At 69.8% G+C, this 20675-nt stretch carries 21 protein-coding genes; 20 read left to right on the forward strand and 1 reads right to left on the reverse strand.

The window, feature by feature from the left end; translation table 11 throughout:
- Positions 1 to 32: 32 nt before the first annotated feature.
- Complete coding sequence (locus tag IFT51_RS06075; RefSeq protein ID WP_192060151.1) at positions 33 to 401, reverse strand: DUF1844 domain-containing protein; 369 nt, start codon at positions 399 to 401, stop codon at positions 33 to 35.
- A 225-nt stretch (positions 402 to 626) separates the two neighbouring features.
- On the opposite strand from IFT51_RS06075, the gene infC reads away from it, so the two are divergent.
- The 20 genes from infC to tyrS all read left to right on the forward strand — a co-directional run bounded on the left by infC (position 627) and on the right by tyrS (position 20185).
- On the forward strand, positions 627 to 1301 hold the full coding sequence (gene infC / locus IFT51_RS06080; protein WP_243213760.1) for a translation initiation factor IF-3: 675 nt from the start codon (positions 627 to 629) through the stop codon (positions 1299 to 1301).
- A gap of 3 nt (positions 1302 to 1304) precedes the next feature.
- Positions 1305 to 1499 (forward strand): 50S ribosomal protein L35, encoded by a 195-nt coding sequence (gene rpmI / locus IFT51_RS06085; RefSeq protein ID WP_043596704.1) that lies wholly within the window; start codon positions 1305 to 1307, stop codon positions 1497 to 1499.
- A 30-nt stretch (positions 1500 to 1529) separates the two neighbouring features.
- Positions 1530 to 1916, forward strand: a complete 387-nt coding sequence (gene rplT / locus IFT51_RS06090; RefSeq protein WP_192060152.1) for a 50S ribosomal protein L20 — start codon at positions 1530 to 1532, stop codon at positions 1914 to 1916.
- Positions 1917 to 2012: 96 nt separating this feature from the next.
- Complete coding sequence (locus tag IFT51_RS06095) at positions 2013 to 2837, forward strand: RNA methyltransferase (RefSeq protein WP_243213758.1); 825 nt, start codon at positions 2013 to 2015, stop codon at positions 2835 to 2837.
- A 110-nt stretch (positions 2838 to 2947) separates the two neighbouring features.
- Complete coding sequence (locus tag IFT51_RS06100) at positions 2948 to 3685, forward strand: amino acid ABC transporter ATP-binding protein (protein WP_192060153.1); 738 nt, start codon at positions 2948 to 2950, stop codon at positions 3683 to 3685.
- Between the two features lie 98 nt (positions 3686 to 3783).
- The gene (locus IFT51_RS06105; protein WP_192060154.1) at positions 3784 to 4653 is read left to right on the forward strand and encodes a glutamate ABC transporter substrate-binding protein; all 870 of its coding nucleotides are present in this window, start codon (positions 3784 to 3786) and stop codon (positions 4651 to 4653) included.
- Between the two features lie 100 nt (positions 4654 to 4753).
- Positions 4754 to 5419 carry an amino acid ABC transporter permease gene (locus IFT51_RS06110; protein WP_192060218.1) on the forward strand — a complete coding sequence of 222 codons (666 nt, stop codon included), beginning with the start codon at positions 4754 to 4756 and terminating at the stop codon, positions 5417 to 5419.
- A complete protein-coding gene (locus IFT51_RS06115) occupies positions 5416 to 6348 on the forward strand; it encodes an amino acid ABC transporter permease (RefSeq protein ID WP_192060155.1) in 933 nt (310 codons plus the stop codon). Before IFT51_RS06110 ends, IFT51_RS06115 begins: the two co-directional genes overlap by 4 nt.
- A gap of 86 nt (positions 6349 to 6434) precedes the next feature.
- Positions 6435 to 7475 carry a phenylalanine--tRNA ligase subunit alpha gene (gene pheS, locus IFT51_RS06120; protein WP_192060156.1) on the forward strand — a complete coding sequence of 347 codons (1041 nt, stop codon included), beginning with the start codon at positions 6435 to 6437 and terminating at the stop codon, positions 7473 to 7475.
- On the forward strand, positions 7475 to 9967 hold the full coding sequence (gene pheT / locus IFT51_RS06125) for a phenylalanine--tRNA ligase subunit beta (protein WP_192060157.1): 2493 nt from the start codon (positions 7475 to 7477) through the stop codon (positions 9965 to 9967). Before pheS ends, pheT begins: the two co-directional genes overlap by 1 nt.
- A gap of 58 nt (positions 9968 to 10025) precedes the next feature.
- Positions 10026 to 11072: an N-acetyl-gamma-glutamyl-phosphate reductase gene (gene argC, locus IFT51_RS06130; RefSeq protein ID WP_192060158.1), complete on the forward strand. Its 1047-nt coding sequence runs from the start codon at positions 10026 to 10028 to the stop codon at positions 11070 to 11072.
- Complete coding sequence (argJ, locus tag IFT51_RS06135; RefSeq protein WP_192060159.1) at positions 11069 to 12226, forward strand: bifunctional glutamate N-acetyltransferase/amino-acid acetyltransferase ArgJ; 1158 nt, start codon at positions 11069 to 11071, stop codon at positions 12224 to 12226. The genes argC and argJ overlap by 4 nt, the downstream gene beginning before the upstream one ends.
- A complete protein-coding gene (gene argB / locus IFT51_RS06140; RefSeq protein WP_192060160.1) occupies positions 12226 to 13221 on the forward strand; it encodes an acetylglutamate kinase in 996 nt (331 codons plus the stop codon). The genes argJ and argB overlap by 1 nt, the downstream gene beginning before the upstream one ends.
- A gap of 2 nt (positions 13222 to 13223) precedes the next feature.
- Positions 13224 to 14420: an acetylornithine transaminase gene (locus IFT51_RS06145; protein WP_192060161.1), complete on the forward strand. Its 1197-nt coding sequence runs from the start codon at positions 13224 to 13226 to the stop codon at positions 14418 to 14420.
- Positions 14417 to 15337, forward strand: a complete 921-nt coding sequence (argF, locus tag IFT51_RS06150; protein ID WP_192060162.1) for an ornithine carbamoyltransferase — start codon at positions 14417 to 14419, stop codon at positions 15335 to 15337. Before IFT51_RS06145 ends, argF begins: the two co-directional genes overlap by 4 nt.
- A 112-nt stretch (positions 15338 to 15449) precedes the next feature.
- The gene (locus IFT51_RS06155; RefSeq protein ID WP_192060163.1) at positions 15450 to 16649 is read left to right on the forward strand and encodes an argininosuccinate synthase; all 1200 of its coding nucleotides are present in this window, start codon (positions 15450 to 15452) and stop codon (positions 16647 to 16649) included.
- Positions 16649 to 18097 carry an argininosuccinate lyase gene (gene argH / locus IFT51_RS06160; protein WP_192060164.1) on the forward strand — a complete coding sequence of 483 codons (1449 nt, stop codon included), beginning with the start codon at positions 16649 to 16651 and terminating at the stop codon, positions 18095 to 18097. The genes IFT51_RS06155 and argH overlap by 1 nt, the downstream gene beginning before the upstream one ends.
- Positions 18094 to 18225, forward strand: coding sequence for a hypothetical protein (locus tag IFT51_RS15330; RefSeq protein WP_256415615.1), 132 nt, complete (start codon positions 18094 to 18096; stop codon positions 18223 to 18225). The genes argH and IFT51_RS15330 overlap by 4 nt, the downstream gene beginning before the upstream one ends.
- A gap of 4 nt (positions 18226 to 18229) precedes the next feature.
- The gene (locus IFT51_RS06165; protein ID WP_192060165.1) at positions 18230 to 18853 is read left to right on the forward strand and encodes a DNA-3-methyladenine glycosylase; all 624 of its coding nucleotides are present in this window, start codon (positions 18230 to 18232) and stop codon (positions 18851 to 18853) included.
- 18 nt (positions 18854 to 18871) lie between these two features.
- Complete coding sequence (tyrS, locus tag IFT51_RS06170) at positions 18872 to 20185, forward strand: tyrosine--tRNA ligase (protein ID WP_320478783.1); 1314 nt, start codon at positions 18872 to 18874, stop codon at positions 20183 to 20185.
- Positions 20186 to 20675: the final 490 nt, after the last annotated feature.

The following is a 20675-nucleotide window of genomic DNA, read 5'->3' on the forward strand; positions in this document are numbered from 1 at the left end:
CGACCCGGCGGGAAGGCGGCCGGAGGCGCGGTCTAGTTGACCGGCCCCGTGAACTTCTCGCCGGGCCCCTGGCCGATGGGGTCGGGGAACGTCGACGCCTCACGGAAGGCCAGCTGCAGCGACCGCAGCCCGTCGCGGAGGGCGCGGGCGTGCTGATCGCCGATCTCGGGTGCGCTGGCCGTGATCAGGCCAGCCAACGAGGTGATGAGCTTGCGGGCCTCGTCGAGGTCGGTCTGGGCGCGCGGGTCGTCGGCGAGCCCGACCTTCACGGCGGCCGCGCTCATCAGGTGCACGGCGACGGTGTTGATCACCTCCACGGCGTTCACGTCGGCGATATCGCGTGCCTCGTCGCCGGGGGCGGAGAAGGCGAAGTCGGGGGAGTGCTCGGGGGTGTGGCTCACGTGAAGATCCTCTGCTAAGCTCGTCGAGGCTCCGAAGCATCTGCTTCGGTGCGAAAGTGGAGATTCTCCCACCCGCGCTTGACCGTTCGATTAGGTTACCGGGTTGTTGGTACCCCGCCGATCCTCCCCGAGGGTCGGCAGCCAGGGTGCAGCGATGTTCCGTCGCACTATCCGAGCACGACGTTCGGATGGCGCAGCGCGTCGCGAAACTCCTCTTTCCCTGCCGTGACCACCGGTCCGGCGGGTGACGAAGCAACGACAGAGGAGTTCCGCATCAGCGATCCCCGTACGAACGACCGTATCCGCGTCCCCGAGGTCCGCCTCGTCGGACCTGCCGGAGAACAGGTCGGTGTCGTCCCCATCGCCATGGCCCTGCGTCTCGCAGCAGAGGCCGAACTCGACCTGGTCGAGGTGGCCCCCAACTCGAAGCCTCCCGTGGCCAAGATCATGGATCACGGAAAGTTCAAGTACGAGGCTGCGCAGAAGGCGAAGGAGGCTCGTCGCAACCAGGCGAACACCATCCTCAAAGAGGTGCGTTTCCGTCTGAAGATCGACAAGCACGACTACGAGACCAAGCGCAAGCGCGCCGAGGGCTTCCTCCAGGGCGGCGACAAGGTCAAGGCCATGATCCTGTTCCGCGGTCGTGAGCAGTCGCGTCCCGACCAGGGCGTCCGTCTCCTCCAGCGCTTCGCCGAAGACGTCTCCGAGTGGGGCAGCGTCGAGTCGACCCCCACCATCGACGGCCGCAACATGGTCATGGTGATCGGGCCGCACAAGAACAAGTCCGAGGCCAAGGCCGAGGCAGAAGCTCGCAAGGTGGCCAACAAGGCGCCGAAGCACCCGACGTCCGACGAGGTTCCGGCCGACGCACCGGCGGAACCGACAGAAGAAAGTAAGTAAGACATGCCCAAGCAGAAGACCCACTCCGGCGCCAAGAAGCGCTTCAAGGTCACCGGTTCCGGCAAGATCATGAAGCAGCAGGCCGGCATGCGACACAACCTCGAGGTGAAGAGCGCCAAGCGCAAGGCTCGCCTGAACCAGGACCAGGTGCTCGCCCCCGCCGACGCCAAGGTCGCCAAGAAGCTTCTCGGTCACTGACCGCTGACACGAACGTAGAGGAACAAGAAAATGGCAAGAGTCAAGAGAGCGGTCAACGCCGCCAAGAAGCGTCGTGTGATCCTCGAGCGTGCCGAGGGTTACCGCGGTCAGCGTTCGCGCCTGTACCGCAAGGCCAAAGAGCAGGTCACCCACTCGCTCGTCTACTCGTACCGCGACCGTCGCGCCCGCAAGGGTGAGTTCCGCCGTCTGTGGATCCAGCGCATCAACGCCGCGTCGCGTCAGAACGGCCTGACCTACAACCGCCTCATCCAGGGTCTGTCCCTGGCCGGCGTCGAGGTCGACCGCCGCATCCTGGCCGAGCTGGCCGTCAACGAGCCCGCCACCTTCGCCGGCCTCGTCGCCACCGCGAAGGCCGCGCTGCCCGCCGACACCTCGGCTCCCAAGGCTGCCGCGTAGTCACCAGCGCCACTGCACCACCCCGGCCCGGACGGTCTCACCGTCCGGGCCGTCGTGCGTCCCGGCTCCCGAGGCCGGGTGAGGCATAGTGGGGGAGTGAGCACCTCCCTCCTCGACAATCCCCGATCGCCCCGCGTCCGCGCCGTGGCGAAGCTGGCCAAGCGCGACGCGCGCACCGACACCGGGTCGTTCCTGCTCGAGGGCCCCCAGGCGGTGTCCGAGGCCCTCGCGTTCCGGCCCGAACTGCTCGTCGATCTCTTCGCGACGCCGACGGCGCTCGAGCGTCATCCGCAGGTGGGTGCGGCCGCCCGCGAGGCCGAGCTCGAGATCGAGTTCGTCAGCGAGGCGGTCATCGCCGCGATGTCCGACACGGTGACCCCTCAGGGCATCATCGCCGTCTGCCGCCAGTTCCCGACCGCCGTCAAAGACGTCTTCGCCGACACGGGCGACGGCGGCCCCCGTCTGATCGCCATCCTCGAAGAGGTCCGCGATCCGGGCAACGCCGGCACGATCATCCGTGCGGCCGACTCCGCCGGCGCGGACGCGGTCATCATGACCGGTCGGAGCGTCGACCTCTACAACCCCAAGGTGGTCCGCGCGACGACGGGCTCGCTCTTCCACGTGCCGGTCGCCGTCGGCGCCGATCTCGCGTCCGTGGTGGCGCGCTGCGCCGAGGCGGGCATCCAGGTGCTGGCCGCCGACGTCAAGGGCGACGACCTGCTCGCGGTGCGCAGCGAGGGCGTCCTCTCGGCCCCGACGGCCTGGCTCTTCGGCAACGAGGCCAGAGGGCTGACCGACGACGACCTCAAGCTGGCCGACCGTGCCGTCGTCGTTCCGATCTACGGGCATGCCGAGTCGATGAACCTCTCCACCGCGGCCTCCGTCTGCCTCTACGAGAGCGCCTTCGCGCACCGGAGCTGACCTGCAGGAGGCGCGGGTCGCCTCGACAGGCGCCCGCCCATGTCGTTTCGATCGCGTTACGAATCCGCTGTGAATTTGCGCCCGTCAGACCCACCTGTTTGTGTGGTCGCATGGAACCCCTCGTCGTCGTCGACCACGTCAACAAGCACTTCGGTGAACTGCACGTCCTGAAGGACATCACGACGACGGTCTCCCGGGGCGAGGTGGTCGTGGTCATCGGGCCGAGCGGTTCGGGCAAGTCGACGCTGTGCCGGGCCATCAACCGGCTCGAGACGATCGACGACGGCACGATCTCGATCGACGGCACGCGCCTCCCCGAAGAGGGCTCCGAGCTCGCGCGTCTGCGGGCCGACGTCGGCATGGTCTTCCAGAGCTTCAACCTCTTCGCGCACAAGACGGTGCTCGAGAACGTCACGCTGGGCCAGATCAAGGTCCGCAAGCGCAGCAAGGCCGAGGCCGAGAAGCGGGCGATGGAGCTCCTCGAGCGCGTCGGCGTGGCGAACCAGGCTCAGAAGATGCCCTCGCAGCTCTCGGGCGGTCAGCAGCAGCGGGTGGCGATCGCCCGCGCCCTCGCGATGGATCCGAAGGTGATGCTCCTCGACGAGCCGACCAGCGCGCTCGACCCCGAGATGATCACCGAGGTCCTCGACGTCATGGTGCAGCTGGCCAAAGACGGCATGACGATGATCGTCGTCACCCACGAGATGGGCTTCGCCCGCAAGGCGGCCGATCGGGTCGTCTTCATGGCCGACGGCGAGATCGTCGAAGAGAGCACCCCCGAGCAGTTCTTCACCGCGCCGACGTCAGATCGGGCGCGCGACTTCCTGTCGAAGATCCTCACCCACTGATCGACAGACCCCGTCGTCGCCGCGCGTCCGTCCTGCGGCCCGACCCCGGAGCCCCCGTCCGCCGATCGGCGTCCGGGTCACACAGCAAGGAGAACAGAATGCGACTCAGTAGAGGTTTCGTAGCCGTAGCCGCAGCAGCCGTCACGGTGCTCGGCCTGTCGGCCTGCACCGACTCGGCCGCCCCCGACAGCGCCGTCGAGGTCGAAGAGGTCTCCGACTTCGAAGACGGCACGACGATGGCCCGCCTCGCCGAGGCCGGCGAGATCACCATCGGCACCAAGTTCGACCAGCCCCTGTTCGGCCTCGACGACGGCTCCGGCAACCCGCAGGGCTTCGACGCCGAGATCGGCAAGCTCGTCGCAGCCAAGCTGGGCATCCCCGCCGACGGCATCACCTGGGTCGAGACGGTGTCCGCCAACCGCGAGCCCTTCATCCAGAACGGCGACGTCGACCTCGTCATCGCGACCTACACGATCAACGACGAGCGCAAGAAGGTCGTCTCGTTCGCCGGTCCCTACTACCAGGCCGGCCAGGACCTGCTGGTGCTCGAGGGCAACCCCGACGGCATCGAGGGCGCCGAAGACCTCGAGGGCAAGGCCGTCTGCACGGTCAGCGGCTCGACCAGCGAGGCCAACATCGCCGAGTACACGGACGACATCATCGCGACCGACACGTACTCGAACTGCCTCGAGCCCCTCCGCACCGGCGCGGTCGCGGCCGTGACGACCGACAACGTGATCCTGGCCGGTCTCGCCGACCAGAACGAGGGCGAGTTCGAGGTCGTCGGCGAGCCCTTCACCGAGGAGCCCTACGGCATCGGTCTGGCGCTCGACGACACCGACTTCCGCATGTTCATCAACGACACCCTCGAAGAGGCCGAAGACGACGGCACCTGGGACGAGCTCTGGGAGTCCACGGCGGGCGCGGTGCTCGAGACGCCCGAGCCCCCGGCGATCGACCGCTACTAGTCACCACCCCGGTGGGCACCGCGGCGCGATCCGCCCGCGGTGCCCACCACCGCCTCCTGCCCTCTCGGCAGCCCTCTGACCTGGAGTCCCGGTGAACCCCTTGGACGTCATCCCCGGCTTCGACGCCGTGACCGAGAACTGGCCCCGCTTCTGGGGCGGGTTCGTCACGACGCTGCAGCTGCTGGCACTGTCCGCCGTCGGCGCGATCGTGATCGGCTTCGTCGTCGCGGCCCTGCGCATCTCGCCGGTCGCCTCGTTCCGGGTCTTCGCGACGGTCTACACCGAGGCGATCCGCAACATCCCCCTGACTCTCGTGCTGTTCTTCTGCGCGTTCGTCCTGCCCTACCTCGGCGTCGGCATCGGCTACTTCCCGCTCGCGGTGGTGGGTCTCACGCTCTACACGTCGCCGTTCGTCGCCGAAGCGGTCCGCTCCGGCGTGAACGGCGTGCCGGTCGGGCAGGCCGAGGCGGCCCGCAGCATCGGCCTCGGCTTCGGCCAGACGCTCAGCCTCGTGATCATGCCGCAGGCGATCCGCATGGTCATCCCGCCGCTGATCAACGTGCTCATCGCCCTCACGAAGAACACCTCGGTCGCCGGCGGCTTCTTCGTCGCAGAGCTGTTCGCGGCCGGCCGGTTCATCGCCAACGACCGGGGCGACGCGGTCATCACGACGCTCGTGTCCGTCGCCGTGTTCTATCTGGTGGTCACCATCACGCTGGGCCGCGTCGCGGCCCTCGTCGAGAAGAAGGTCGCGGTCCTGCGATGAGCACGAACGTCCTCTACGACGCCCCCGGTCCCAAGGCCCGCCGCACGTCGCGCATCATCTCGGTGGTCGGCGTCGTCCTGGTGCTGGCCCTGGTCGCGTACCTCGTCTACCTGCTCGGGCGCCCGCGCATCAGCGCGAACGGCGCCGTCACGGCGAGCGTGCTCGACCCGTCGCGCTGGGACATCATCCTCGACCGCAACCTGTGGCGGAACATCGCGGGCGGCTGGCTCGCGACCGTGCGGGCCGCGGCGGTGGCGTCCGTCCTGGCCGTCGCCATCGGCGTCCTGTTCTCGTTCCTCCGCACGGCACGCACCGCCTGGGTGCGGGTTCCGACGACGATCGTCCTCGAATTCTTCCGCGGCATGCCCGTGCTGCTGATGATGCTGTTCATCCTCCTCGTCTTCTCGACGGGAGCCTTCTGGGCGGTCGTCGCCGCACTCGCCGTCTACAACGGCGCCCTCATCGGCGAGGCGCTCCGCTCGGGCATCGCCGCCCTGCCGAAGGGGCAGCGCGAGGCGGGTCTCGCCATCGGCCTCTCGCCCGTGCGCACCCGCTTCGCGATCGAGTTCCCGCAGGCGTTCCGCCAGATGCTGCCGATCATCCTGGCGCAGCTGGTGGTGCTCCTGAAAGACACGTCGCTCGGCTACATCGTCGGCTACGTCGAGCTGACGCGTCGGGGTCTGAACCGTCTCGGCACCTCGTACGGCAGCAACTACACCTTCACCCTCTTCGCCGTGGTGCTCGTCGTGTACCTGCTGACGAACCTCGCGTTCTCCTACGTCGTCCGGATCGTCGACCGGCGGACGGGTCGCCGCGGCGTGATGAAGAAGCCCCGCGGCGGCGGGCTCGGCGGTCCCGGCCTGCTGGCGCGCGCCGGGCGTCCGTCCGTCGACGCGACGACGGGCGGCTCGCAGACCACATCGACCTGACCCGGTCCTCCCTGCACCCCCTCTCGCCTCCCCGGAGCGCCGAGGAGGTGCGGGTCGCCTCCCGACGATCGCTAAGCTTGGTTCTCGTGTCAGACACCGTCCCCATCTCCGAAGACGCCGTCGCGTCGGCGGTCGACTCCGCCCTGGTAGCCATCTCGACTGCGGCGTCCGTCGCCGAGCTCAAGACCGCACGCTCGCAGCACACGGGTGAGGCGTCTGTCCTGGCGCGGATGAACGCCGGGATGCGCGATCTGCCGAACGACCAGAAGGCCGCGGCGGGCAAGCTCGTCGGCCAGGCCAGGGGCCGGGTCAACCAGGCCGTGGCCACCCGCGAGGCCGAGCTGGTCGAGCTCGAAGAGACTGCACGGCTGGCCGACGAGACCGTCGACGTCTCCGCCCTGCCGTCTCGTCGCCGGGTGGGGTCGCGTCACCCGCTGGCCCTCCTGCAAGAGACCATGGTCGACCTCTTCGTCGCCATGGGGTGGGAGGTCTCCGAGGGCCCCGAGCTCGAGCACGAGTGGTTCAACTTCGACGCGCTGAACTTCGACGCCGACCACCCGGCGCGCGCCATGCAAGACACCTTCTTCGTCGATCCCGTCGACGAGCACCTGCTGCTCCGTACGCACACGTCGCCGGTGCAGATCCGCACGCTGCTCTCCAAGCAGCTGCCGGTCTACAACGTCGCGACCGGCCGGGTGTTCCGCACCGACGAGCTCGATGCGACGCACACGCCGGTCTTCACGCAGATCGAGGGCATCGCCATCGACCGGGGGCTCACCATGGCGAACCTCCGCGGCACCCTCGAGCACCTCGCGCGCTCGATGTTCGGCGACGAGGCGCAGATCCGCCTCCGTCCGAACTACTTCCCCTTCACCGAGCCGAGCGCCGAGATGGACGTCTGGCAGCCGAACGCCAAGGGCGGGGCGCGCTGGGTCGAGTGGGGCGGCTGCGGCATGGTCAACCCGAACGTGCTGCGGGCCGCGGGCATCGACCCCGACGTCTACCAGGGCTTCGCCTTCGGGATGGGCATCGAGCGCACCCTGCAGTTCCGCAACGACCTCAACGACATGCGCGACATGGTCGAGGGCGACGTCCGTTTCAGCGAGCAGTTCGGGATGGTGGTCTGATGCGGGTACCGATCAGTTGGCTGGGCGAATGGGTCGACCTGCCGAGCGACGTCAGCCTCGAGCACGTCCACGCGGCGCTCGTGTCCGTCGGCTTCGAAGAGGAAGACGTGCACGTCGGCGACGTGACGGGTCCGCTCGTCGTCGGCCAGGTGCTCGAGCTCGTGCCCGAGCCGCAGAAGAACGGCAAGACGATCAACTGGTGCCAGGTCGCCGTCGGTCCCGACGACGCCCGCGGCATCGTCTGCGGGGCGCACAACTTCGTCGCCGGCGACAAGGTCGTCGTGTCGTTGCCCGGTGCCGTGCTGCCCGGTCCGTTCCCGATCGCCGCCCGAAAGACCTACGGTCACGTGTCCGACGGCATGATCGCCTCGACGCGTGAGCTCGGTCTGGGCGACGAGCACGACGGCATCCTCCTGCTCTCGTCGCTCGGCCTCGACCCCGAGGTCGGCACGGACGCCATCGCGCTCCTCGGGCTCGACGAGGCCGCAGTCGAGATCAACGTCACCCCCGACCGCGGCTACGCGTTCAGCATCCGCGGCGTCGCCCGCGAGTACTCGCACGCCACGGGCGCGACGTTCCGCGACCCCGCCGCGGCCGTCTCGGTCGCACCGGGCGACGGCTTCTCCGTCGAGGTCCGCGACGAGGCTCCCGTCCGAGGCGCCGCCGCCGTCTCGACCTTCGTCACGCGGGTCGTCCGAGGCGTCGACGCCTCGCGCGCCACCCCGCCGTGGATGTCCGCTCGGCTCCGTCTCGCCGGCGTCCGCAGCGTCTCGCTCCCGGTCGACGTCACGAACTACGTGATGCTCGAACTCGGTCAGCCGATCCACGGGTACGACCTCGCGACCCTCGACGGCGGGCTGACCGTCCGTCGTGCCGAGACCGGCGAGCAGCTCGAGACCCTCGACGGCAAGACTCGTGCGCTGCACCCCGAAGATCTCGTCATCGCCGACTCGACCGGGGCCGTCGGGCTCGCCGGCGTCATGGGCGGCGCCCGCACCGAGATCACGACCGCGACGACCGACGTCCTCATCGAGGCCGCCACGTTCGACCCGATCTCGATCGCCCGGTCGGCCCGCCGGCACAAGCTGCCGAGCGAGGCGTCTCGCCGCTTCGAGCGGGGCGTCGACCCCCGGGTCTCGGCTCCCGCCGCACAGCGCGTCGTCGACCTCCTCGTCGAATGGGGCGGCGGCACCGCCGACGCTCTGGGCTCCTCGCTCGACGCGACCGCTCCGCGATCGGCCATCTCCCTGGGGGCCGAGCGCGCCTCCCGCCTGATCGGGGTCGACTACACGTCGACCGAGATCGTCGACGCGCTGACGTCGATCGGCGCCGAGGTCGTCCCGGCGGCCGACGGCTGGTCGGTCGCACCGCCGTCCTGGCGTCCCGACCTGGTCGACGCCGCGTCGCTGGTCGAAGAGGTCGCGCGCATCACCGGCTACGACCGCATCCCGTCCGTGCTGCCCGTCGCCCCTCCCGGGCGGGGTCTCACGCGTGAGCAGAAGCTGCGCCGTCAGGTGTCGTCGTCGCTCGCCGCCGCGGGGTCCACCGAGGTCGCGGCCTACCCGTTCGTCAGCTCCGCGCAGAACGCCGCCTTCGGCGGTCTCGACGGTGCGGGCGGCCCCGGTGTCCGGCTCGCCAATCCGCTCGACGTCGCCGCACCCGAGCTGCGTCGCTCGCTCGTCCCGGGTCTGCTCGAGATCGCCCGACGCAACTCGTCACGCGGGCTCGTCGACCTGTCGCTGTTCGAGACCGGCACCGTCTTCCTGCCGGAGGCCGACCGGGCCTACGGCACCGAGAGCGTGCCGCTCGGCGCCGAACGACCCTCCGTCGAGGTGCTCGCGTCGCTCGAGGCGAGCATCCCGCGTCAGCCCCGGCACCTGGCCGTGCTCGCGCTCGGCCAGGCGATCGACCGCCAGCCCGGTCAGGCCGCCCTCCCGGCGTCCCTCGCCGACGTGCTCGACGATCTCCGCGTCGCCGTCCGTGCAGCGGGTGCCGAGGCCGTCTTCCGTCAGGGTTCGCACCCGTCGCTGCACCCCGGTCGCACGGCCGAGGTCGTCGTGGCCGGCGAGGTCGTCGGTCACGCCGGCGAGCTGCTGCCCCAGCGTGCGGCGGACCTCGATCTGCCCCGGGTCGTCGCGGTCGGCGAGATCGACCTCGACCGGGTCATCGCCCTCGCCGACGTCGAGCTGCAGCCGACCCCGATCTCGTCGTTCCCCGCCGCCACGCAAGACCTCTCCCTCGTCGTCGCCGAAGACGTCTCGGCGGGCGAGGTCCTCTCCGCCGTCCGCGAGGGCGCCGGTGCGCTGCTCGAGACGGTCCGTCTCGTCGACGACTACCGCGGCGCGGGGCTGCCAGACGCCTCGAAGTCGTTGACCTTCGCCCTGCGATTCCGGTCCGACGACCGCACCCTGACGGCCGCCGAGGCGACCGAGGCCAAGCAGGGCGCCGTCCGTCTGGCCGGCGAGCGATTCGGGGCGGCGCTCCGCGACTGACACTCGCCAGGCGTCGCCGCCCCCGATCCTCGACCGAATCGAACATTAGGGTGGACCCATGCCTCATTCCGTTGCCGTCGCCGGCGCCAGCGGCTACGCCGGCGGCGAGCTGCTCCGGCTCCTCGCCGCGCATCCCGACTTCGAGGTGCGCACCGTCACGGCGTTCCAGAACGCCGGGCAGCCGCTCATCGCGCTGCAACCCCAGCTGCGCTCGCTCGCGCACCTGACCCTCGTCGAGACGACGGCCGAGAACCTCGCCGGTCACGACGTCGTGTTCCTCGCCCTGCCTCACGGCAAGTCCGGGGCCATCACGGCCGAGCTGCCCGCCGAGACGCTCGTCATCGACTGCGGTGCCGACCATCGCCTCACCGACGAGGCCGACTGGGCCCGGTTCTACGGCACCGAGTTCTACGGGGCGTGGGCCTACGGTCTCCCCGAGCTCGTCCACGCCGACGGCACGCGGCAGCGCGAGGCGCTCGTCGGCGAGCGTCGCATCGCGGCGCCCGGCTGCAACGTGACCGCGATCACCCTGGCTCTCGCTCCGGCGGTCCGTGCCGGTCTCGTCGAGAGCACCGACATCGTCTCCGTGCTCGCCGTCGCGCCCTCGGGCGCGGGCAAGGCTCTGAAGCCGCACCTCCTCGCCGGCGAGATCCTCGGTTCGGCGTCGGCCTACGGGGTGGGCGGCACCCACCGCCATGTGCCCGAGATCCAGCAGAACCTCCGCGTCGCCGGCGCCACCGAGGTGAGCATCTCGTTCACCCCCGTCCTCGTGCCGATGTCGCGGGGCATCCTGGCGACCTCGACGGCCACGCTGGCTCCCGGCGTGAGCGAGAGCGACGTGCGCGCCGCGTACGAGATCGCCTACGCCGACGAGCCGTTCGTGCACCTCCTGCCCGCGGGCGAGTTCCCGCGCACGGCCGACACCGTCGGCGCCAACACCGCCCTCATCGGACTCGCGGTCGACGTCGACGCCGACCGGCTGGTCGTGGTCAGCGCCATCGACAACCTGGCGAAGGGCACCGCGGGCGCCGCGGTGCAGTCCGCCAACATCGCCCTCGGTCTCCCCGAGACCGCGGGCCTCACCGTGAACGGAGTGGCACCGTGAGCGTCACCGCAGCCCAGGGATTCGTCGCCGCCGGTGTCACGGCGGGCCTCAAGACGAGCGGTCGACCCGATGTCGCCCTCGTCGTCAACCGCGGTCGCCGCAAGAGCGCGGCGGCGGTCTTCACCAGCAACCGGGCGAAGGCCCACCCCGTGCTCTGGTCGCAGCAGGTGGTCGGCGACGGCGTCGCCGAGGCCGTCGTGCTGAATTCAGGAGGCGCGAACTGCTTCACGGGTCCGTTCGGCTTCCAGACGACGCACGCCACCGCAGAGACGGTCGCCGAGGCGCTCGGCGTGTCGGCCGGTGACGTGGTGGTGTGCTCGACGGGTCTCATCGGCGTCGGCGACCAGGTCTTCCGCGACAAGGTCCTCTCCGGCTCGATCGCCGCGGCGTCGGCGCTGACGGCCGACGGCGGCCTTGACGCGGCGACGGCGATCATGACGACCGACACGAAGCCGAAGCAGGCCGTCGTCGCGGGTGACGGCTGGGTGGTCGGCGGCATGGCGAAGGGCGCCGGCATGCTGGCACCGGGTCTGGCGACCATGCTCGTCGTGCTCACGACCGACGCCGACGTCGACCACGGCGGGCTGGACGACGCGCTCCGCTCCGCGACGCGGGTCACCTTCGACCGGCTCGACTCCGACGGCTGCATGTCGACCAACGACACCGTGCTGCTCCTCGCCAGCGGCGAGTCGGGCGTCGTCCCCGATGCAGAGGAGTTCCGGGCTGCGGTGACGGAGCTCTGCGCCGACCTCGCCGAGCAGCTGCAGGCCGACGCCGAGGGCGCCTCGCACGACATCCGCATCGAGATCGTCGGGGCCGCGAGCGACGACGACGCCGTCGAGGTCGGGCGCTCGATCGCCCGCAACAACCTCTTCAAGGCCGCGGTCTTCGGCAACGACCCGAACTGGGGCCGCGTCCTGGCGGCTATCGGGACGACCTCGGCCGAGTTCGATCCCTACGACGTCGACGTCTCCATGAACGGCGTCCGGGTCTGCCACGCGGGGGCGCCCGATCGACCGAGCGACGCCGTCGACCTGACGGCGCGCGCCGTCCACGTGCTCGTGGACCTCCGGTCGGGCGACCACGAGGCGACGATCCTCACGAACGACCTCACGCACGATTACGTGCACGAGAACAGCGCGTACTCCAGCTGATGGCCGTCTCCGACGTGGTGCACAGCGACGAGCAGGAGCTCGCGGCCGTCAAGGCCGCCACCCTCATCGAGTCGCTGCCCTGGCTGAAGCGATTCTCCGGCACGGTGGTCGTCGTCAAGTTCGGCGGCAACGCCATGGTCGACGACGCCCTCAAGCGGGCCTTCGCCGAAGACATGGTCTACCTCCGCTACGCGGGGCTCTTCCCGGTGGTCGTGCACGGCGGGGGTCCGCAGATCTCGGCCGCGCTGGCGGCCGCCGGCATCCCGAGCGAGTTCCGCGGGGGGTACCGGTACACGAGCACCGAGGCGATCTCGGTCGTCCGCGACGTCCTCGCCGGCGAGGTCAACCGTGAGATCGTCGACCTGATCAACGAGCACGGCGACCTCGCCCGAGGGGTGTCCGGCGAAGACAGCACGCTCTTCGAGGGGCGGCGCCGCGGTGTCGTCATCGACGGCGAGACGTTCGACCTCGGTCACGTCGGCGACATCACCGAGGTCGACCCGCGGGCGGTGCTGGACGAGATCGCGGCGGGTCGCATCCCGGTGGTGTCGTCGATCGCGACGAACGAGGCCCACCCCGACTCGGCGCTCAACGTCAACGCCGACGCGGCGGCGGGCGCCCTCGCCATCGCGCTCGGCGCCACGAAGCTCGTCATGCTGACGGACGTGCCGGGGCTGTACAGCGACTGGCCGAACCGGGAGTCGCTCGTGGCGGCGATCACCGTCTCGGCGCTCACCGATCTGCTGCCGTCGCTCGAGTCGGGCATGATCCCGAAGATGACGGCGTGCCTCGAGTCGGTCGTCGGCGGCGTCGGGGGAGCGACCATCATCGACGGGCGCATCCCGCACTCCATCCTCCTCGAGGTCTTCACCCAGCGCGGGTCCGGCACCGAAGTCATCCCCGACGACCGGGCGGCGTCGTACGGCGCGCCCGTCGTCACTTCCACCAACACCCCCGCCGTCGACGACGGCACCGAGAAGAAAGGACAGTCGTGACCATGATCCAGACCCAAGGCGGTACCTGGCAGCGCCGATTCGGCGACTCGTTGATGGGCTCGCTGTCCACCCCGAAGGTGATGCTGTCGCACGGCGAGGGCTGCTCGGTGTTCGACGTCGAGGGCAAGCGCTATCTCGACTTCCTGGCCGGCATCGCCGTCAACGCGCTCGGTCATGCGCATCCGGCCTTGATCGAGGCCCTGTCGACCCAGGCCGCGTCGATCATCCACGTGTCGAACTACTTCGCGACCGAGCCGCAGCTCGAGCTGGCCGAGCGCCTGAAGCGGATCACGGGCGCCGGGGACGCCGGTCGCGTGTTCTTCGGCAACAGCGGGGCCGAGGCCAACGAGGCGGCCTTCAAGCTGGCCCGTCTCAATCGCGGCGACGGGTCGAAGACGCGCATCCTCGCTCTGCAGAACTCCTTCCACGGACGCACCATGGGGTCCCTCGCACTGACCGGCAAGCCGGCGCTCCGCGAGCCCTTCGAGCCGATGGTCGCCGGCGTCGAGCACATCGACAGCACCGTCGAGGCGCTCGAGGCGGCGTTCGACGATCACGTGGCCGCCCTCTTCGTCGAACCGATCAAGGGCGAGGCGGGTGTCCTCGACCTGCCCGAGGGATTCCTCGAGAAGGCCCGCGAGCTCTCCACGCGGCACGGCGCCCTGCTCGTCCTCGACGAGATCCAGACAGGTGTCGGTCGGACAGGCTCCTGGTTCGCCTTCCAGCAGTTCGACGTCGTCCCCGACGCGATCACGGTCGCCAAGGGGATCGCCGGCGGCGTGCCCATCGGTGCCCTCGTCACCTTCGGCGAGGCCTCCGCGCTCTTCGAGGCCGGGCAGCACGGCACGACATTCGGCGGCAACCCGCTCGCCACCGCGGCCGCCAACGCGGTCCTCCGCGAGATCGAAGACTCTGGTCTCATCGTCAACGCGGTCGTCCAGGGCGAGCGCCTCCGGGCCGCGCTGACGGCACTCGACTCGCCGCTCATCGGCGAGATCCGGGGGCGCGGTCTGCTCGTGGGCATCGGCCTGACGCAGCCCGTCGCGGCCGAGCTCGCCGCGGCCGCGCTCGACGCCGGCCTCATCATCAACGCTCCGAACGACTCGAGCATCCGACTCGCGCCGCCGCTCATCGTGGGCGACGCCGAGATCGACGAGTTTATCGCCCTGTTCGCCCCCGTCCTGAAAGGTCTCGCATGACCCGCCACTTCCTCCGCGACGACGACCTCAGCCCGAGCGAGCTGCTCGAGGTCCTCGACCTCGCCGACGAGCTCAAAGCCGACCGGTGGTCGCGTCGCCCCCTCGAGGGCCCGCAGACGGTCGCCGTCATCTTCGACAAGTCGTCGACCCGCACCCGGGTCTCGTTCGCGGTGGGCATCGCCGACCTCGGCGGGAGCCCGCTGATCATCGCGACGGCCAACAGTCAGCTCGGCGGTAAAGAGACCCCGTCCGACACCGCGCGTGTGCTCGAGCGGATGGTCTCCGCGATCGTCTGGCGCACCTACGCGCAGTCCGGTCTGGAGGAGATGGCGGAGGGGGCGACCGTCCCCGTCGTCAACGCGCTGAGCGACGACTTCCACCCCTGCCAGCTGCTCGCCGATCTGCAGACGATCCGCGAGAAGAAGGGCGCGCTGGCCGGTCTGACGGTCGCCTTCGTGGGCGACGGCCGCTGCAACATGGGCCAGTCGTACCTCCTGGCCGGCGCGACGGCGGGCATGCACGTGCGGATCGGGGCCCCCGAGGGCTTCCAGCCCGACGAGGCCGTCGTCCGTGACGCCGAGCGCATCGCCGCCGGCACCGGCGGGTCCGTGCAGGTCACCTCCGACGTGCACGCGGCGGTCGCCGGGGCCGACGTCGTCGTCACCGACACCTGGGTGTCGATGGGCAAGGAGGACGAGAAGGAGGCGCGGGTCGCCGTCTTCGGCGGCTTCAAGGTCGATCGGGCCCTGATGGCCGAGGCCGACGACGACGCGATCTTCCTGCACTGCCTCCCCGCCGACCGCGGCTACGAGGTCGAGACGGAGGTCATCGACGGCCCGACCAGCGTCATCTGGGACGAAGCGGAGAACCGCGTCCACGCCCAGAAGGCACTGCTCACCTGGCTGCTCGAGCACTGACGCACAGGCTCCGAGCAGTCGCGGTCGCCCTGCGACCGCACCCCGAACATCCGGTGGCCCGGCACAGTCCGGGCCACCGGCCCCGCACCCCGCATACGAACCAAGGAGAACCATGACGGAACGCGTCGTCCTCGCATACTCAGGAGGCCTCGACACCTCGGTCGGCATCGGCTGGCTCGCCGACGCCACCGGCAAGGAGGTGGTGGCTCTGGCCGTCGACGTCGGACAGGGCGGTGAGGACATGAACGACATCCGTCAGCGCGCCCTCGACTGCGGCGCCGTCGAGTCGGTCGTCGTCGACGCCAAGGAGGAGTTCGGGCGCGACTACCTGATGCCCGCCCTCAAGGCGAACGCCATGTACCAGAAGACCTACCCGCTGGTGAGCGCCCTCAGCCGTCCGCTGATCGCCCGCCACCTGGCGCGCGTCGCGAAGGAGCTCGGCGCGGACAGCGTCGCCCACGGCTGCACCGGAAAGGGCAACGACCAGGTGCGCTTCGAGGCTGCGGTCGCCGCCCTCGCACCCGACCTGACGAGCATCGCGCCCGTCCGCGACCTCGCGCTGACCCGCGACAAGGCGATCGTCTACGCCGAGCAGCACAACCTGCCGATCCGTCAGAGCGCCGCGAACCCCTACTCGATCGACAAGAACGTCTGGGGACGCGCGGTCGAGACCGGGTTCCTCGAAGACCCGTGGAACCCGCCGATCGAAGACCTGTACGAGTACACGCAAGATCCGTCGGTCATCAAGCCCGCCGACGAGGTCGTCGTGACCTTCGAGGCCGGCATCCCGGTCGCCATCGACGGCGTCGCGTACACGCCGCTCGGCATCGTCGAGAAGATGAATGAGCTCGCCGGGGCCCACGGCGTCGGCCGCATCGACGTCGTGGAGGACCGCCTGGTCGGCATCAAGAGCCGTGAGGTCTACGAGGCTCCGGGGGCCGTCGCGCTCATCCAGGCGCACGAGGCCCTCGAGGCCCTCACCATCGAGCGCGATCTCGGCCGCTACAAGCGCGGCGTCGAGGCCGAGTGGTCGAACCTCGTCTACGACGGTCTGTGGTTCTCCGGCCTGAAGCGCTCGCTCGACGTCTTCATCGACGACACGCAGAAGTACGTGTCGGGCGACATCCGTCTCAAGCTGCAGGGCGGTCGTGCCGTCGTCACCGGTCAGAAGAGCGATTCGAGCCTCTACGACTTCGACCTCGCCACCTACGACACCGGCGACACGTTCGACCAGTCGCTCTCGAAGGGCTTCATCGAGATCTGGTCGCTGCCCAGCAAGATCTCGGCCCGCCGCGACCTGGCCCAGCAGTAGTGGCCGACGAGACGACGCCGAACCAGCGCGCAGGCGAGGCGGGCGCCCTCTGGGGCGGCCGCTTCGCCTCCGGGCCCTCCGCCGAGCTCGCGGCGCTGAGCAGGTCGACGCAGTTCGACTGGCAGCTGGCGCCCTACGACATCGCCGGGTCACGGGCCCACGCTCGCGCCCTGGCCTCCGCGGGCTACCTGGGTGACGACGAGCTGACCGCCATGCTCGACGCGCTCGACCGGCTCGAGTCCGACGTCGCCGATCAGACGTTCGTCGCCGCGGACTCCGACGAAGACGTCCACTCGGCCCTCGAACGCGGTCTCATCGGCATCGCCGGGGTCGAGCTCGGCGGCCGTCTGCGGGCCGGTCGGAGCCGCAACGACCAGATCGCCACTCTCGTGCGGTTGTACCTGCGCGACCATGCCGCCACCATCTCGCGACTCGTTGTCGACCTGGTCGACGCCATCGCAGCTCAGGCGTCGGCCCACCCCACGGCGGTCATGCCCGGGCGCACGCATCTGCAGCACGCGCAGCCCGTCCTGCTCGCGCATCACCTCCTGGCCCACGCGTGGCCTCTCGTGCGCGATCTCGAGCGTCTCCGCGACTGGTCGCACCGTGCTTCGGCTTCGCCCTACGGGGCCGGCGCCCTGGCCGGCAGCTCGCTCGGTCTCGACCCTGATCAGGTCGCCCGCGATCTCGGCTTCGACCGCACGACCGAGAACTCGATCGACGCGACCGCCAGTCGTGACGTCGTCGCCGAGTTCGCCTTCGTCGCCGCGTCGATCGGCATCGACCTGTCTCGGTTGTCGGAGGAGATCATCCTCTGGTCGACGCGCGAGTTCGGCTTCGTCCGACTGCACGACGCGTTCTCGACCGGATCGTCGATCATGCCGCAGAAGAAGAATCCGGACATCGCCGAGCTCGCGCGCGGCAAGTCGGGTCGTCTGATCGGCAACCTGACGGGTCTCCTCGCGACGCTGAAGGGCCTGCCTCTCGCGTACAACCGCGATCTGCAAGAGGACAAAGAGCCGGTCTTCGACTCGGTCACCCAGCTCGAGGTGCTGCTCCCCGCGTTCACCGGTCTGGTCGCGACGCTGCAGTTCGACGAGCAGCGGATGGCCGAGCTGGCGCCGCAGGGCTTCTCGCTCGCCACCGACGTGGCCGAATGGCTGGTCCGTCAGGGCGTGGCCTTCCGTGACGCCCACGAGATCAGCGGCGAGCTGGTGCGCTTCTGCGAGCAGCACGGGCTCGAGCTGGACGAGCCGACCGACGAGCAGTACGCGTCGGTGTCCCCGCATCTCACCCCCGAGATCCGCCCGGTGCTGACCGTCGAGGGCTCCATCGCGAGTCGTCGCGGCACCGGAGGCACGGCACCTGAGCGCGTCGCCGAGCAGCTCGAGGCACTCACCGCGCGAGTCGCCGGGCTGGCCCGCGATCTCGACCCGAGGGCGTTGTGACCGATCGACGCCCGTCCGAGCCGCGACGAGGGCGGGCCTGGTTGCTGCCCGTCGTGGTCGCGGTCAGCGTGGTGGTCCTCGTCGCCGTCGTCGTCATCGTGGTGACGACGGGTCAGGACTTCTTCTAGGCCCATGGAGTCGACCCCGGCGGACGACGCGACCCGTCTGCTGTCGGGGGCGGCCCTCGAGGTGGCGCCGCAACTCCTCGGGGCCGTCGTCCGACTCGGCGACGTGGCCGTCCGGCTGACCGAGGTCGAGGCCTACCTGGGGGTCGGCGACGACCCGGGTTCGCACGCCCACCGGGGGAGGACGGCCCGGAACTCGAGCATGTTCGGTCCGGCCGGCACGGTCTACGTGTACCTGTCGTACGGGATCCATCGATGCGTCAACCTCGTCTGCGGCCCGGTCGGCGAGGCATCGGGTCTCCTCCTGCGGTCGGGGGAGGTCGTGGAGGGCGTCGACACGGCCCGGTCGAGACGGACGACGTCGCGCGGCGCGGTCGATCTCGCGAGGGGGCCGGGGAGGTTCGGGTCGGCTCTCGGAGTTGACCTCGCCGACGACGGCACCCGCCTCGGCGGAGGCCGGCTGTCGCTCGAGCTCCCATCCGGTCCGTCACCCGTCGTCGAGACCGGGCCGCGTGTCGGGGTCGCGGGGGAGGGCGGGCACGAGAGCCGCCCCTGGCGGTTCTGGATCGCGGGGGATCCGACGGTGTCCGTCTACCGATCGGCCGCCAGGCGCACCGGGCGGCGGGGCTGACGCTGGTACCGTTCTCGGGTGACCAGTGAATCGACGGCAGACGTCCTGGCGGGCCAGCGAAACGACCCGACGTTCGACGACGTGTGGAGCGAGCTCGTCTGGCGGGGCCTCGTGCACGTCTCGACCGACGCCGACTCCCTCAAGACCCTGCTCGCCGGCCCGCCGATCACGTTCTACTGCGGTTTCGATCCGACCGCGCCGAGTCTCCACCTCGGGAACCTCGTGCAGCTCCTGACCATGCGCCGCCTCCAGCTGGCCGGTCACCGACCGCTGGGTCTGGTCGGCGGCTCGACCGGTCTGATCGGCGACCCGCGTCCGACGGCCGAGCGCGTGCTGAAGACACCCGAGCAGACGGCCGAGTGGGTCGAGTCCATCCGCGCCCACGTGGTGAAGTTCCTCGAAGCCTCCGGTGACAACGGCCTGCGCGTGGTCAACAACCTCGACTGGACGGCGCCGCTCAGCGCCATCGAGTTCCTCCGCGACATCGGCAAGAACTTCCGGGTGAACACCATGCTGAAGAAGGATGCGGTGAGCGCCCGTCTGAACAGCGACGCCGGCATCAGCTACACCGAGTTCAGCTACCAGATCCTGCAGGGGCTGGATTTCCGCGAGCTGTACCGCGAGTACGACTGCGTGCTGCAGACCGGCGGCAGCGACCAGTGGGGCAACCTGACCAGCGGCACCGAGCTGATCCGTCGCACCGAGGGCGTCGCGGTGCACGCCATCGGCACGCCGTTGATCACCAACAGCGACGGCACGAAGTTCGGCAAGAGCGAAGGCAACGCCGTGTGGCTCGACCCCGAGCTCACCAGCCCCTACGCGATGTACCAGTTCTGGCTCAACACCGACGACTCCGACGTGGTGTCCCGACTCAAGGTCTTCACGTTCCTCGACCGGGCCGAGATCGAACGGCTCGAGACGGTCGTCGCCGAGCGTCCGTTCACCAGGGAGGCGCAGCGCACCCTGGCATGGGAGGTCACCCGGCTGGTCCACGGCGAATCCGCCGCGCAGTCGGCCATCGACGCGGCGGCCGCCTTGTTCGGCAACGGCGACCTCGGCGCCCTCGACGAGTCGACCCTTGTCAGCGCGATGGCCGAGCTGCCGTCCGCGGAGGTGGACGCCGACACGACAGTGGCGCGCGCTCTCGTCGAGACCGGTCTGGTCTCATCACTGGGTGCAGCCCGACGGGCTGCGACGGAGGGCGGTGTCTACCTGAACAACGAGCGGGTCACGGATGGCGACGCCCTGGTGGGCGAGACGCTGCTCGTCGGTCGACGAGCCATCCTGCGTCGCGGCAAGAAGACGCTCGCGGGTGTGAGCGTCCGCAGCTGACCGCATCGCCCCACCGACAGAGGCCCGCATCCCTTCCAGGGGATGCGGGCCTCTCGTGTTCTCCGCCGAGCCCCCTGAACGGGCCCGAGGGAGGGGTCTGTCGCTGATCACGGTCGCCTCTGCGCGGCCGTGTGCGGCGTTCTGGGGCGGGATCGTGATGTTTTCGGGGTTTTCGGCGGCGACACGCCCGGGATGCGTGGAGGTTTGGACGTGTGGCGGGTTGTCCGTGTAAGGTTCTTTCTTGTCACCCCAAAGGTTCGGCGGAGCGAAGCTCACCGGAACTCAAGTGTGACCGGCTTCCAAGTCCTCGAGTTGCCATTACGGCCTCGGACCAAGCAAGTTGCAACACTGGAAAACATGATGTAGGTTAGTGCCTCGTTCCCATGGGAACGGATTGCTTCTTCGGGAGTGATTGTCACTGGTTTTATGGAATGTAATCTGGTGCTAAGGTTTCACAGCTGCCTCGGACGATGGCCTTCATAAGGTCGGG

This window comes from Frigoribacterium sp. CFBP 13712, assembly GCF_014842255.1.
In the GTDB taxonomy this organism is placed as follows: Bacteria; Actinomycetota; Actinomycetes; order Actinomycetales; family Microbacteriaceae; genus Frigoribacterium.

Coding starts and splice junctions, on each gene's coding strand:
- rplT (WP_192060152.1), top strand. CDS start 1,530: ATGGCAAGAGTCAAGAGAGCGGTCAACGCCGCCAAGAAGCGTCGTGTG.
- argC (WP_192060158.1), top strand. CDS start 10,026: ATGCCTCATTCCGTTGCCGTCGCCGGCGCCAGCGGCTACGCCGGCGGC.
- IFT51_RS06100 (WP_192060153.1), top strand. CDS start 2,948: ATGGAACCCCTCGTCGTCGTCGACCACGTCAACAAGCACTTCGGTGAA.
- IFT51_RS06165 (WP_192060165.1), top strand. CDS start 18,230: ATGGAGTCGACCCCGGCGGACGACGCGACCCGTCTGCTGTCGGGGGCG.
- IFT51_RS06145 (WP_192060161.1), top strand. CDS start 13,224: ATGATCCAGACCCAAGGCGGTACCTGGCAGCGCCGATTCGGCGACTCG.
- IFT51_RS06115 (WP_192060155.1), top strand. CDS start 5,416: ATGAGCACGAACGTCCTCTACGACGCCCCCGGTCCCAAGGCCCGCCGC.
- IFT51_RS06105 (WP_192060154.1), top strand. CDS start 3,784: ATGCGACTCAGTAGAGGTTTCGTAGCCGTAGCCGCAGCAGCCGTCACG.
- pheT (WP_192060157.1), top strand. CDS start 7,475: ATGCGGGTACCGATCAGTTGGCTGGGCGAATGGGTCGACCTGCCGAGC.
- IFT51_RS06155 (WP_192060163.1), top strand. CDS start 15,450: ATGACGGAACGCGTCGTCCTCGCATACTCAGGAGGCCTCGACACCTCG.
- argF (WP_192060162.1), top strand. CDS start 14,417: ATGACCCGCCACTTCCTCCGCGACGACGACCTCAGCCCGAGCGAGCTG.
- argB (WP_192060160.1), top strand. CDS start 12,226: ATGGCCGTCTCCGACGTGGTGCACAGCGACGAGCAGGAGCTCGCGGCC.
- rpmI (WP_043596704.1), top strand. CDS start 1,305: ATGCCCAAGCAGAAGACCCACTCCGGCGCCAAGAAGCGCTTCAAGGTC.